General features: G+C 32.6%; 13 protein-coding genes, 3 tRNA genes and 1 pseudogene. 14 read left to right on the plus strand and 3 right to left on the minus strand.

The features are described 5' to 3' along the window. Window positions 1-54 precede the first annotated feature (54 nt). From NMU03_RS09795 to NMU03_RS09815, 5 genes are all read left to right on the plus strand, one after another. A complete protein-coding gene (locus NMU03_RS09795) occupies window positions 55-723 on the plus strand; it encodes an N-acetylmuramoyl-L-alanine amidase (RefSeq protein ID WP_290137977.1) in 669 nt (222 codons plus the stop codon). A gap of 74 nt (window positions 724-797) precedes the next feature. Further along, a tRNA-Ile gene (locus NMU03_RS09800) sits at window positions 798-874 on the plus strand. Window positions 875-898: 24 nt separating this feature from the next. After that, window positions 899-975 (plus strand) — tRNA-Ile (locus NMU03_RS09805). A gap of 13 nt (window positions 976-988) precedes the next feature. Then, window positions 989-1,064: transfer RNA gene (locus tag NMU03_RS09810), tRNA-Ala, on the plus strand. Between the two features lie 137 nt (window positions 1,065-1,201). Continuing rightward, window positions 1,202-1,399 (plus strand): AAA family ATPase, encoded by a 198-nt coding sequence (locus NMU03_RS09815; protein ID WP_290137979.1) that lies wholly within the window; start codon window positions 1,202-1,204, stop codon window positions 1,397-1,399. Between the two features lie 99 nt (window positions 1,400-1,498). Here NMU03_RS09815 and NMU03_RS09820 read toward each other — a convergent pair whose 3' ends face one another. Together NMU03_RS09820 and NMU03_RS09825 are read right to left on the minus strand one after the other, a co-directional pair. Further along, window positions 1,499-1,726 (minus strand): type II toxin-antitoxin system RelE/ParE family toxin, encoded by a 228-nt coding sequence (locus NMU03_RS09820; protein WP_290137981.1) that lies wholly within the window; start codon window positions 1,724-1,726, stop codon window positions 1,499-1,501. Then, complete coding sequence (locus tag NMU03_RS09825) at window positions 1,719-1,970, minus strand: type II toxin-antitoxin system Phd/YefM family antitoxin (RefSeq protein WP_290137982.1); 252 nt, start codon at window positions 1,968-1,970, stop codon at window positions 1,719-1,721. The genes NMU03_RS09820 and NMU03_RS09825 overlap by 8 nt, the downstream gene beginning before the upstream one ends. Window positions 1,971-2,719: 749 nt before the next feature. Here NMU03_RS09825 and NMU03_RS09830 point away from each other — a divergent pair. Continuing rightward, a complete protein-coding gene (locus NMU03_RS09830; RefSeq protein WP_290137984.1) occupies window positions 2,720-4,009 on the plus strand; it encodes a PTS sugar transporter subunit IIC in 1,290 nt (429 codons plus the stop codon). Window positions 4,010-4,214: 205 nt separating this feature from the next. On the opposite strand, the gene NMU03_RS09835 is transcribed toward NMU03_RS09830, so the two are convergent. Further along, window positions 4,215-5,618: an IS110 family RNA-guided transposase gene (locus NMU03_RS09835; protein WP_290137985.1), complete on the minus strand. Its 1,404-nt coding sequence runs from the start codon at window positions 5,616-5,618 to the stop codon at window positions 4,215-4,217. A gap of 341 nt (window positions 5,619-5,959) precedes the next feature. On the opposite strand from NMU03_RS09835, the gene NMU03_RS09840 reads away from it, so the two are divergent. The 8 genes and pseudogenes from NMU03_RS09840 (at window position 5,960) to NMU03_RS09875 (ending at window position 14,068) form a co-directional block, all read left to right on the plus strand. Beyond that, window positions 5,960-6,694: an alpha/beta hydrolase gene (locus NMU03_RS09840; RefSeq protein ID WP_290137987.1), complete on the plus strand. Its 735-nt coding sequence runs from the start codon at window positions 5,960-5,962 to the stop codon at window positions 6,692-6,694. Window positions 6,695-6,706: 12 nt separating this feature from the next. Beyond that, on the plus strand, window positions 6,707-8,173 hold the full coding sequence (locus NMU03_RS09845) for a family 1 glycosylhydrolase (protein WP_290137989.1): 1,467 nt from the start codon (window positions 6,707-6,709) through the stop codon (window positions 8,171-8,173). 54 nt (window positions 8,174-8,227) lie between these two features. After that, complete coding sequence (locus tag NMU03_RS09850) at window positions 8,228-9,070, plus strand: helix-turn-helix transcriptional regulator (RefSeq protein ID WP_290137990.1); 843 nt, start codon at window positions 8,228-8,230, stop codon at window positions 9,068-9,070. A 53-nt stretch (window positions 9,071-9,123) separates the two neighbouring features. Then, on the plus strand, window positions 9,124-10,053 hold the full coding sequence (locus NMU03_RS09855; RefSeq protein WP_290137991.1) for an ROK family protein: 930 nt from the start codon (window positions 9,124-9,126) through the stop codon (window positions 10,051-10,053). After that, window positions 10,028-10,783 carry a ChbG/HpnK family deacetylase gene (locus NMU03_RS09860; protein WP_290137992.1) on the plus strand — a complete coding sequence of 252 codons (756 nt, stop codon included), beginning with the start codon at window positions 10,028-10,030 and terminating at the stop codon, window positions 10,781-10,783. Before NMU03_RS09855 ends, NMU03_RS09860 begins: the two co-directional genes overlap by 26 nt. Window positions 10,784-10,848: 65 nt before the next feature. Further along, entirely contained in the window at window positions 10,849-11,913 is a 1,065-nt protein-coding gene (locus NMU03_RS09865; RefSeq protein ID WP_290137994.1) for a putative ABC transporter permease, read from the plus strand. Window positions 11,914-11,930: 17 nt separating this feature from the next. Continuing rightward, window positions 11,931-12,598 (plus strand): annotated as a pseudogene (locus NMU03_RS09870) (PTS sugar transporter subunit IIC). 18 nt (window positions 12,599-12,616) lie between these two features. Next, window positions 12,617-14,068, plus strand: coding sequence for a UDP-N-acetylmuramoyl-L-alanyl-D-glutamate--2,6-diaminopimelate ligase (locus NMU03_RS09875; protein ID WP_290137995.1), 1,452 nt, complete (start codon window positions 12,617-12,619; stop codon window positions 14,066-14,068). Window positions 14,069-14,133 lie beyond the last annotated feature (65 nt).

Raw genomic sequence — 14,133 nt, forward strand, 5'->3', positions numbered from 1 at the left:
TCTTAAGCATAAAGACATTTCTTTTTTCATATAAATAAACGGGTGATGATTCATATGAAAAAAATGATGTCTTTTATTATTCTTTTTGCTTTGTGTACATGTTTATATAAACCAGTTATTCATGTTTCATCATCTCAGTTATTAAGCAAGAGAGTGATTGTTTTGGACCCTGGTCATGGTGGGCTTGATAATGGAGCGAGTGTGGCGGGAGTAAATGAGGATGAATTGAATTTAAAGATTAGCTTTGCTTTAAAAGAAGAATTAGAAACACGTGGAGCTACGGTATATATGACAAGAACTGATGATCAGGATATGACAAGAAGGGATTATAATTATTCTAAGCAGGATGATATGTATTTAAGAGCTTTGAAAGTTGATGAATATCAACCAGATTTGTTTTTAAGTATTCATTTAAATTCATCCTCGTCCAGTGCATGGGGTTCTCAGGTCTTTTACTATAAAAAAAGTGAGGAAGGACAAAGACTGGCAAGTTGTATTCATGACCAGATGAAAACTTTAACAGGAACAAGAAAGAATATTTCATCGAGTAGTTTTTATATTTTAAGAGCAACTCAATCATTAGGCGTTTTGATTGAATGTGGTTTTCTTTCTAATGCTAATGAAAGAGGACAATTAAAAAATAAGGCTTATCATAAAAAATTAGCATCTGCCATCAGTGATGGTATTGAAGATTATTTTCATTCATTTTCGGCTCCTTTTTAAAAATATGCATAAAAAATAAAAAAAGTATTGACGAAAAAAGTTGCCTATGCTAATATATTAGGGCAGTTGTTAATGGGCCTGTAGCTCAGCTGGTTAGAGCGCACCCCTGATAAGGGTGAGGTCGATGGTTCAAGTCCATTCAGGCCCACCATTAATTACTGTTTATATATAACATGGGCCTGTAGCTCAGCTGGTTAGAGCGCACCCCTGATAAGGGTGAGGTCGATGGTTCAAGTCCATTCAGGCCCACCATGTTATAAAAAATGGGGCTTTAGCTCAGCTGGGAGAGCGCCTGCTTTGCACGCAGGAGGTCAGCGGTTCGATCCCGCTAAGCTCCACCATTAGAAATTTATGCCTATATCATATGATATGGGCTTTTTTATTTATCTTTTAATGAAAAGGATAAAATATATAAATACTTTCATGGTGAAATACGATATTATGATTTGTAATAAGGAAACTATGGAAGGAAAATTCTTTGAAACAAATCAATACAGAAATTAATGATTTTAAAGAATTATTAGATAATGATTGTTATTATGTAGATAAGACAATGCTTATTGAAGATGTATTAAGTGATAAGGTTATGTGGTATACCAGGCCAAGATGTTTTGATAAAAACACTCAATATGAGTATGTTTTATTATTTTTTTCCTACAAAGAAAGCACTAAATGATGTATTTTCTCATTTAGTGCTTAATTTATAAATGTCGTCCTTGATATTGTATCGTTACCACATAAACGGTTTTACGAAGTTCATCAATGTGGAATATGGCTATATAGTTATCAATAGTAATTGACGGTATTCTTTTCTGGCATATCTTCTCTCATTTCGTTCTTGGTGAGATTGTGGAAAAGTATCTAGGCTTAAAATGGCATACTTAATTCTATCAGGTTGTCTTTTAGCATTTTCGGGAGCTAATTTTTCACTTGCAATATATTTATAAATGTGGTCTAATTCACGGATTGCTTGAGGGTTAATCTTTACTTTATATTTATTCAAAATGTTTTTTCTCCAATTCTGCAAAAACTAACTGAGCGTCAACAGCTTCAGATTCGTTGGTAATTTCTTGTCCAGATTCAAATATGGCTTGGTCAATACGATTTATTTTTACATATTTATCATACAATTCACTGCTCATTATAACCAAGTCACTATATCCATTATTTGTAATAAAAATAGGTTCCTGTGCATTGTGTGCGATATTAGAAATCTCGGTTGTATTGCGTAAATCTTTAATGGGCATATGTTTCACTCCTCGAACATAATTATAACATAATTGTGTTCAAGAAAGGCAATGTGGGTATATAGTATATTGTTGGCTTTATAAAAATAATAACACAAAGTAGTCAGTATCATTAAATGACATAAGTTAATGAATTTTCTTAGTATAAATTCATTTGTAGTATTAAAGATGATGGGTAGGTATTACTTTTTACATTATACTAGAGAAATCTTTTGGAAACAGATATTCGTATTTTAAGAAAAAATTTCTAGTTCTCGAATAATCAGAAAGATCATATAAACATTTTATAAAATGAAAATCAGTCAAATCATTTTATAATAGAACATCTTAACATGGGTTATTATAATTCTTTGTTTTAGAAAGGTAGCAAATATTTTTGAGCTAAATGTTGAGTTATTTTCAAATGGGTATGAAATGGTGAGTCTCTAATGATTGACCGTTTTTTTCATAAGAAATTTCAAGTCTTTTATTTATAACGATGATATGACATAGAAGAATCGTTATTCTAATCATTTTTATAATATTGATAATTTAATTTTTTGGAATAGTGTTCTTGTTATAGTAAAAGATAGAATAAAGCTTCTTTTAAAGAAAAAAACTTTTTTGTTAAGTGATGGATAAAATGAGTTGTTTATTTTCGCTCATAAAAATATTAAAAATAAAACATTTTCAACAAAAAAACTCATGTATACTTGGATTAGAAAGAGAAATGATAGCGCTATGAATTTCACAATAAAGGAGGAAAAATGATGAATTTTTTTAATAAGCTACAAACAGGCTTAGAGAAAGTGGTTGGACCATTTGCAACAATGGTAGCTAACAGTAAATATATTAAAGCCTTAACAGAAGGTTTTATGTATACAATGCCAATAACTTTAGGGGTTGCTTTTATTGCTGTTTTATCAAATTTACCTATTGATCCATGGGTTGATTTTCTTAATAGTATAGGTTTATATACTATTGGACAAGAAGTTGTTTCACTGACATTATCTTTACTTGCAATATATGTTGTAGGGGCAATTGGATATTGCTTTACAAGAAATGAAGGAGAACAAGGTATTATTGGGGCTGTGATGTCAACAGCAGCATTTATTATTTTGATGCCAATTCAAACTTTTACTAATGAAGCAGGAAGTTCTGTTTCCACTCTAGCAACAAGCTATATGGGTAGTGATGGAATTTTCTTGGCATTAATTTTAGGACTCTTTATTCCTAGATTATATTGCTTTTTAATGAGTAAGAATTTAAAATTAAAATTACCAGATTCAGTACCACCAATGGTCGCTCAATCATTAGCACCAACATTTGTAGCGATGATTATCTTTACATTTGTGTTCGCTTTAAAATATGTTTGTACATTGACACCATATGGTAATGTCTTCAATGTTGTTTCAACATTGATTGGAAAACCTATTTCTTATTTTGGAGCATCTCCAATTTCACTTATTATTGTCTTTTCATTAATGAATTTAATTTGGTTCTTTGGTATTCATCCTAATGCGATTTTAATGCCATATATGCCAGTCTTAATGATGGCATCAATGGCAAATACAGAAGCATTCTTAGCGGGGAAAGCCATGCCTTATCTTGTTTTTGGAATCATTGGAACATGTGTACAAATTGGTGGGGCAGGAAATACTTTAGGATTATGTATTGCGACCTTATTTGCAAAATCTGAAAAATATAAAGCTATGCGAAAACTTGTGATTCCGGCAAATATTTTTAATATCAATGAACCAATCATCTTTGGATTCCCAATCATGTTGAATCCATTATATGTGATTCCAATGGTCTTTTCACCAGCTGTTTCAGGACTCGTTGCATGGGCATTAATTGGTGTTTTCCCAATTTCATTTAACCCAACCATTTCAATGCCGTGGGTTACACCAGGATTTATTACAACATTCTTCCAAGGTGGTGTATTCCTATTGTTGTTATGGTTAATAAGTTTGGCTATTCATTTTGTGATGTATTTACCATTCTTCTTAATTGATGACAACAATGCTTTAAAACAAGAACAAAAAATGAAAGCTGAATAGAAGTTTGTTTCGACAAACTTCTTTTAAAAGACAAACTATTAAATGTCAATAATTAATTTAAAAAAATGATTTTAATAGTGTTTGTCCTGATTTAGAGGAGCAATCCGATGTTCTTTGATGTTTTTAGTGGATTTTTGGGTGCACTAAAAACAACTTCTCAAAACTCAGTGTTTGAAAGCTCTTACATTTTAGGTTTTCTTTGTTTTTAAGCTACTGATTCCGTTGCTTCGTTCCTATAAACAAAGCGATGGATTTCACCATTGATATCAGAATACTGATAAATCTGTTTTCTGGTATTCTTTGGAAAATCTAAAGATATTGAATTGAAGAACGTATTTCGGGTTTCTTCTGGTAATCGCATGATATTTTCATGCATGATTATAAAACTGCTTTCGTTTTTCATGATTGAATAGATATATCTGGCAATGCGATTGGCAACTGCAATGACCGCTAATTTATGACGCTTTTTATTTCCGTTCTTCACTCTTTCAAATAAGTGTTTAAGAACAGGATTATGTCGTCTGGCAAATTCGGCAATCATGTAAAGAGCGTGTCTCAGGTATTTTGAGCCTTTCTTGGAAATCTTGCCCATGATTTCCACAGACTTGCCAGAACGCTTGTTACGTGGTGATGAACCACTGTAAGAGACATAATGATCAGCATTTTTGAATCTGAAGATGTCTCCGGTTTCAGCGATGATAACAGCGGCAGTCAAAGGACCACAGCCAGTGATGGTCAACAGCAGACTGTAAACATTAAAAGTGGCAGCAAGCTTTCTGATATCTTTTTCAATCAGTTTCAATTGTGTACGAATATGGATGATGCTTTCAACAGTGTTGGAAATAACATATCTCATATGATCGGATACATGTGGAACCAGTGTATCCTGAGCATAATTGAAAAGCTTATCAATCTTATCCATACTGCAGCGATGTTTAGTTGCTTCGTAAACAAGATGAAACACTTCATTTTTGGAAGCATTTATGATATCATGCGAAGTAGGATATTGAGATAAGACAGCCAGGAAAGCAGCTGATTTAGGTTCAAAAACATACTGAAGTTCAGGGAAATAACAATCACAAAGGGCAATGAGACGGTTAGTTTCCTGAGAATAGAGTTTTTTAATCTGATAGTGTCTGTGAACGAGAGCCTTAAGATCTTGATATCCGTTTTTGTTTTCAAAAACAGAATCTGAAACATATTTGACCTGATCATCAGTACCGATAATGGAACAGATGGTTTGAGCATCCAAAGGATCAGATTTAGATATATTATGGCTTTCTCTCCATTTATTAACGAAATCCGTATTAAGCTGATGGATTTCTTCATCGCTATTACAGTTTTGTTTAATAAAGGTGTAGATATTAGTAGAATATATGCCAGTGACTTCCAAAGCAAAATAAGTGTGGAGACAGTACTGATCACTGGAATACTTTCTAACAGTATTTAAAAACTCAACAACTTCAGATTTAATAAACTTAAAAGATAATTTTTTTCTAAGGAAATGAGGTTTGACCGATCTTAATTCAGGGACAGCCAGAACAGCAGCATCAGCCTTGCCTTTAGAGACATCAATGCCAACATAAAGATTGTAATTGTAATTTTTCATAAAAAATGACCTTCTTTCTAAAGTATGTAAATGGTTTTGAATTGCACCTCTAAATCAAGACAAACGCAACCTCGTAAATGCGGAGACAAGTGAGAATACACTGCTGCAACAAACTCATTCGGGTATAAAGTACGCCTTGAACAGAGGATTAAGTCTTTTAGAAGCGAACATAACAAGATGGCCGCAGGAGAAAAGAATAAAACCTTGATTCAAAACGAAACTATTATCTTAAAAGAGAGTGTAGAAGCAAGGATTTTTTAAACAACTGAGATATCTCAGTTGTTTAAAAAGAGAAATCCTTAATTCAAACTTCTATACATATTATACGAGGAGAGATATATATGGCGAAAATACAATGTAATGTGATTTCGTATACTTTAATGAGAACGGTTGATATTGATGTGATTTTACCAACTGTAACAATTCCTGAAAGTTTGATGAATCAGGGAAAAGTGCATCATGACTATCAAAAGAAATTTCCAGTTTTATATCTTTTACATGGGTTTGGAAACAATCATGCACAATGGTGTGGCTATACTAATGTAGAACTTTATGCTGAGGAAAGACAAATCGCAGTCGTGATGATTTCAGGTGAAAACAAAAAGTATATTGATCAAAATGAAGATTTGTTTGCGAATTTTATTGCTTATGAGCTTCCTGAGTTTATTACGCAAGTTTTCCCAATTTCTACAAGAAAAGAAGATACTTTTATTGCAGGACTTTCAATGGGAGGATTTGGAGCTTTATATCATGGTTTAAGTCGTCCTGAGAAATATAGTGCTATAGGAGCTTTTTCACCAGGAATCAAAATGCAAGGAAATCCAATAGATCTTTATGAAGTATTGGAATCATGTGATCAAAAGATTCCTATCTATATGGCTTGTGGTGAAAATGATTTCCTTTATGATACAAATGTTGAATTTGTAAAAAGTCTTCAAGACAAACATATGCCATTAACATGGTTGAGTGTACCAGGTTATGAACATGAGTGGCGTTTCTGGGATAAATGTATTGAAGAATTTTTAGATTGGATACAGCGCAGTGATGCCTATGCCAATGCAAAAAGAAAAATTTAAGGAGGTATAATCATGGGATTTCCAGAAAACTTTTTATGGGGTGGAGCAACCGCAGCTAATCAATATGAAGGTGGTTATTTAAGTGGAGGTAAAGGTTTAGCAACTGCAGATACCATTACTAATGGTGATCAAAAACATCCCCGTCGTATTGTTATTGAATTGAAAGATGGAAGTAAAAAAGAAATCAGTCGTTTTGAAGATGTTCCTCAAGGAGCTAAAGCTATTGTTGATGAAGATGTTTATTATCCAAGCCATGTAGCTACTGATTTTTATCATCATTATAAAGAAGATATTGCTTTAATGGGAGAAATGGGCTTTAAGACTTTTAGAATGTCTATCAACTGGTCACGTATATTTCCTCATGGCGATGATTCACACCCAAATGAAGAAGGACTCAAATTCTATGATGATGTTTTTGATGAATGTCATAAATACGGAATTGAACCATTGGTAACTATTAATCATTTTGATTTACCCCTTCATTTAGCTCATCAATATGAAGGATGGTTGGATCGTAAAACAATTGATTTCTTTATGAATTATTGTCGTACGATTTTTACCCGTTACCAACATAAAGTTAAATATTGGTTAACATTTAATGAAATTAACTTTTTAAGAGATTATTCAACACTTGGTATTTGTGAGGCTTCAAATCCCCAAAAACAACAACAGGCAATCTATCATTTATTACTTGCTAGTGCTAAAGCAGTATATTTAGGGCATCAAATTAATCCTGATTTTCAAATAGGTTTAATGATAGCCAATATCTTATTTTATCCTGAAACATGTAATCCTAATGATGCGATTGCCCAGATGGAAATGGCAAGAGATTTTAAAGATTTCTATTATGATGTTCAATGCCGTGGTTATTATCCATCTTATAAATTAAAAGAATTAGAAAGACAAAATGTTGTTTTACAAAAAGAAGATGGTGATGATCAGATTCTACGCTTAGGAACAGTTGATTTTATTTCATTTAGTTATTATAATTCATCAGTGATTTCAACACGTCAGAATAGTGAAAAATCAGGTGGTAATCAATTAGGTGGTGTTAAGAATCCTTATCTTGAAGAAAGTGAATGGGGATGGCCAATTGATCCACAAGGTTTAAGACTTGTTTTAAATCGTTTATATGATAAATATCAACTTCCATTGATGATTGTTGAAAATGGATTGGGAGCATTAGATACTATAGAAACAGATGGTTCAATTCAAGATGATTATCGTATAGATTATCTAAGAAAACATATTCAAGAAATTCAAAAAGCCATTGAATATGATGGTGTAGATGTCATAGGATATACACCTTGGGGTTGTATTGATTTAGTATCTGCAGGAACTGGTGAAATGAAAAAACGTTATGGTTTTGTCCATGTTGATATGGATGATTTAGGACGGGGAACGCTTAAAAGAACACGTAAGAAATCTTTTGAGTGGTATCAAAAAGTTATCGCAACTAATGGTCAAGATCTTGATTAGTATGTAAGTTGATGTGATATCCAAAAATATGTTAGAATGTTGCTGGTGATAAAAATGCGATTAATTTTTGATGAAGAATATGAAGATATTGATAGTAGCGTGAGAAACTATGATAATAATAAATATTGCTTATTTATAGATTCGGCAGGGTACAATGAAACATCATCAATAATAGATGTTCATTGGCATGAATGGTTAGAAATTGTACATATCATTGATGGTCATATGACAACATTGACACCCTCAGGGGCATTTGAAGTGGGAGCAGGCGATGTGATTATAATTGGTATGCAGTCATTGCATAAAATGATTGGTAATGCTGGGAACTTTCGTTTTCAGTGCTTACATATCAATATTGGATTTATTTTACAACATATGCCTTCAACATTATTAATTGATAAAGTGTTTATGATTCAAAATCAAAAGGTTTTTATTGACTTGCTTTCACAAGTTATTTTAAAAATGAATCATGATGATATTATTTCCCAATTAGAATACAAAGCATCCCTTCTTTCTTTATTAGCACAATGTTTGCAAGAAAGTCATTATGATCCAACCTCTTATCATCATGAAAATAATGATACATTTTCAAGGATTCTCTTTTATGTCAGTACTCATTATCGTGAAGATATTTCTTTAGCACATCTATCTGAGCATTTTGGATATACAACACAACATATTTCATTAATGTTTAAACGTTATTTAAACACAAATTATTATACTTATCTTACAAAACTACGTTTAGATAGAGCTAAATTTTTATTAATGACATCACAAAAACGTATTATTGATATTGCGTTTGAATGTGGTTTTTCAAGTGAACATGTATTAATTAATCATTTTAAAAAATGGTATGCAATTACACCATCACAATATCGTAAACAGGAACATTCATAAATGACAAGGACCTTTTCTTTAAGAAAGTGTCCTTGTTTTATAAGGAGGGCAAAATGGAAGAAAAAGTATTAGTCATTGATGTGGGAGGAACTTTTATCAAATATGGTTTGATTGATGAACAATGTCATTTGACACAGACATCAAAAATCAAAACACCTTATCAATCACAGGAACATTTTTTAGAAACTTTACAAAATATTTATTTATCTTATCAAAACGTACATATTCAAGGAATCGCCATGAGTGTGCCAGGTAAGATAGATGTTATGCAAGGCGTGATGCTGACAAGTGGAGCGTTGGTGTACCTAGAAGGATTGAGACTTGCCAAAAAGTTATCTGCTTTATGTGATCATGTGCCTGTATCAGTTGAAAATGATGGCAAAGCTGCGGCTTTATGTGAGTCGTGGGTAGGACAGGCAAAAGACTGTCAAAGCTGTGTTGTTTTGATTTTTGGTTCTGGTATTGGTGGAGGTATTGTCATAGAACATCACGTTTTACGAGGCTTAGATTTAATAGCGGGTGAATTTAGTCCGGTTTTTATTGATTTACATAAAGGCCATTATCAAAATTTTGCTGAAACCTATTCGACTTTATCAATTGTAAAAAAGGTACAACACATGAAACAAAACGAACATATTGATGGTGAATATATGATGCAACTTTATCGTCAACAAGATCAAGATATTGTTTCTATTTTAGATGATTGGTTTGAAGCTATCGCTAAATTTTGTTATAACATTGATTGTATGATTAATCCAGAATGTATTTGTATTGGTGGGGGCATTAGTCAGGATGTTTTATTTGTTGAAAAAATAAAGGAAAAGATTGATGAAGTTTTTGGTAAAGCATATCTTTTTAGAAAACCGCAAGTGAAGTCTTGTCAATATCATAATGATTCTAACTTAATTGGTGCGTATTATACATATCGTCAATTATTTTCAAAGGATGGTGAAAAGAATGAAAATAATTTTAAGGGCAGATGATTTAGGCATCAGTGAAGGTGTGAATTATGGCATTTTTAAAGCCGTTTATGATGGGATGGTTAGTTGTGTTGGATTGATGCCCAATATGGAAAGTGCTAGACATGGTTATGATTTGATAAAAGATTTAGATATTTGTTTAGGACAACATACCAATATCTGTTTAGGTAAACCAGTGAGTGATCCTTTGAAGATTCCATCTTTAGTTAATGAAAACGGAGAATTTTATATAAGTCGTGAAATTAATCATCGTCAACAAGATACGGTAGACATTTTAGAATGTGAATTGGAAATTGAAGCACAACTTCAAAGGTTTATAGAAATTACAGGAAAGAAACCAGAGTATTTTGAAGGACACGCAGTGTTTTCAAAAAATTATTTTCAGGCACTCAAAAACGTGGCGAAAAGATATCATCTTTTCTATGATCATCCAATGGATGAAAACTGGCAGAAACAATATCATATTCAATCTTTAGATTACTTTTCATTGGATGATAGAGGTTTGTATGATCCTTATCAATATTTTGAAAGTCAATTACCAAATATTCAAAAAAATGAGTGTAGTTTAGTTGTTTTTCATCCCGGTTTTTTAGATCAATATATTTTGAAACATTCTTCTTATACTTTGATTAGACCCATGGAATGTGCATTTTTATGTAGTCAGTGGTTAAAAGACTGGTTATTAAAACATCATATTGAAATTGTAGATTTTCGTAACTATCAAAAGGAGTAATGCTCCTTTTTTCTTGCTTAATCATGAAAACAAAGTATAATATCTTTATACAAAAGGAGTTTACTATGGAAAAATATATCAGTGCTTTGATAATCACTTTTTATATATATGGTTTTGCTGGATGGATATGGGAATCATTTGTTTGCCCGATTCTTACACGACATAAAATCAAAAACAGTGGTTTTTTAAATGGCCCTATTGTTCCTATTTATGGGGTTGGGGCATTAACAGTATCGTTATTGTTTTCGGCTAAAGAAAGTTATCTTTCTATTTTTATTGAAGGAGCTTTTGTGGCTTGTGTGATTGAATATATCACATCTTGGGCGATGGAGAAGCTTTATCATCGCCGTTGGTGGGATTATTCAGATAAAGCTTTTCATGTCAATGGAAGGGTTTGTTTAGAAGGTTTTTTAATCTTTGGTCTTTTTAGTGTGGTGGCTGTCAAATATGTTCAACCAATGTTGTTAGAAAAAGTGATGCAATATGGTTTAATTACATTGGTTATTATTGCAACGATGTTGACAACATTACTTGTAATAGATTTAGTTTTCACGGTTGTTTCTTTAACACATTTAGATGAACGTTTAGATGCTTTAAGAAAAGATTTAGAATTAACTGTACAAACTTTGATTGATAATGTTGAACAAAGCAAACATGATTTTGATGAAATTATGGAATTATGGAAAGAAAATGATCTTGCAAGTTATCGTCAATGGTTCCATGAAAAGTCTATCAATGAACGACGTATTATGAAAGCTTTCCCAATGTTAATGAAACATCAGGATAAAGGGGAGAAAAAGATGGTAAGAAATAGACATGAAAATTATTTATCACGTACCTGTCATGGGTTGGCTTGTGGCTATTTTGTAAGTTTTGTTTTAGGGACAATATGCAAGGAGCTTGGACAGATTGTACATTTTTCTATATTATATCAATGGGGAGTCATGTTGACTTATATGATGGGACCTGCAATTGGTATTGCGATGGCATGGTGTATGGAAGCCAAAGGAATCAATTTATTAGCTGCTGTACTTGCTGGAAGTATTGGGGCAGGAAGTATTGTCGTGGATGGCAGCCAGGTGTCATTGGCGATTGGGCAACCTTTTTGGCTTATTTGGCAGTTATATTAGCTGTTGAAGTCATTCGCTTGATTCAAGATAAAACATCATTCGATTTGTTGCTTGCACCTATACTGGCTATGTTATGTGCTGGTTTGATGGTTTGGTTGATGAAACCTTTTTATCTTCAGTTGGTACATTGGTTTGCTGGAATTATTCAACAATGTAGTCATATGCATTCCGTTTTGCTAGGAATATGTGTGGCATTACTGGCAGGAATGATTGCAACATCACCTCTGACTTCTTTATTTTTAATGTCAGTTTTGAGTGAATCAAACAGTCTTGTTTTAGCTACAGCCATGGCTGGTGTTTGCAGCCAAATGATTGGTTTGGCAGTGATGTCTATACGTGATAATCATTTTGGAAATGTTTTTGCTATTGGACTAGGAACAAGTCTTCTACAGTTTAAGAATATTATCAAACGACTGTTGGTTTGGTTACCACCCCTTATAGCAAGTATGTTAAGTGGAGTTATAACTGTTTTCTCTCTTTACATTGTACAGTTCAGGGAGCATCGCTAGGTTTAATGGGACTTGTTGGACTCAGTGATATCATCAATAAAATGCAACCAACTTATTGGTTTATTTTTATCTTGGTTGATATTGTTTTACCAATGGGAGTTTGTTATAGTATGTATAAAGTATTGAGAAAATTAAATTATATCAAGAGTGGAGATATGCATATATCTGGAATATAAAAAGAATGGGTGAGGAAAATGAAATTAGAGGGATTATTAAAGGAATTAGATTATCAATTGATACAAGGACATTTAGATGAAGAAGTGTCACAAATTGATTATGATTCAAGACAAGTCAAAGAGGAAAGTTTATTTGTTTGTATACCTGGTGCTAAGGTGGATGGACATTCTTTTATTGATCAAGTGATTGAAGCTGGTGCGAAAACAATTGTGATTGAACATCCTATTGAATACCAGCCAGGAATCACTTATGTGTTAGTTGAAAATGCCAGAAAGGCATTGGCTTTATTGTCATGTGCCTTCTTTAATCATCCTAGTCGTGAGATGACAGTGATTGGTTTAACTGGGACAAAAGGAAAAACGACAACATCTTATATGGTTGCATCTATTTTAGAAAAAGCACATAAAAAAGTAGGCATTATTGGGACAATAGGTTCAATTGTCAATGGTGAATTTAAGAAAACAAAAAATACAACACCAGAATCTTTTGAGTTACAGCGTTTAATGCGAGAAATGGTGGATGCTGGTTGTGAATATTGTGTGATGGAAGTGTCATCACAAGGTTTGATGTTAGATCGTGTCACAGGTATTGATTTTGATATTGGGGTATTTACCAACTTATCACCTGATCATATTGGAGAAAACGAACATCGTTCTTTTGAACATTATATGTCATGTAAAAAGAAATTGTTTCAAATGTGTCATATAGGCTTATTTAATAAAGATGATGAACATTATAAAGATATGATTGATCAGGCACAATGTGAAATCAAGACTTATTCTATTCAACAGCCAAGTGATTTGCAGGCATCACATATTGTCTTATATCAAGATAAAAATATTTTAGGAACAACATTTGATACAAAGGGAGTCATTTCATCTTCATTCCAAACAAATATTCCTGGTCAATTTAGTGTCTATAATTCATTAGTTGCGATTATGATTTGTTATTTATTGCATATTGAAGTTCCATATATTCAAGAGGCATTAAAACAGGTCAGTGTCAAAGGACGTGTCGAAATGGTACCAGTTCCTCGACCTTATACAGTCTTGATTGATTATGCACATAATGCCTTATCATTTGATAGTATTTTATCAACTATGAGTGAATATCAACCTCATCGTATTTACTGTGTTTATGGTTTAGGTGGGCATCGTGATCCTCATCGCCGCTATGATGCTGGATCGATTGTCGCTAAATATCATGCTTTCTCTGTTTTAACGGCTGATAATCCTCGAGGAGAATCAGTTCAAGATATTTGTAATGATATTATTGAAGGAATTAATGAATATCAGGGTGAATATATTGTCATCGAAGATCGTCGTGAAGCCATTCATTATGCTTTGAAACATGCTAGTGAAGGTGATGTGATTTTGTGTCTAGGTAAAGGTCATGAGGATTATCAAATCTTAGATGAAGAACCATTACCTTTTAGCGAAAGACAAATCATTGAAGAATATTTTCAATAAAAGGACTAAAAAAGACTTTTGATTCATATAGTATTTTGGTGATACATATGAAAAAGTCTTTTTTT

The organism is Allocoprobacillus halotolerans (assembly GCF_024399475.1).
GTDB lineage: Bacteria > Bacillota_I > Bacilli_A > Erysipelotrichales > Coprobacillaceae > Allocoprobacillus > Allocoprobacillus halotolerans.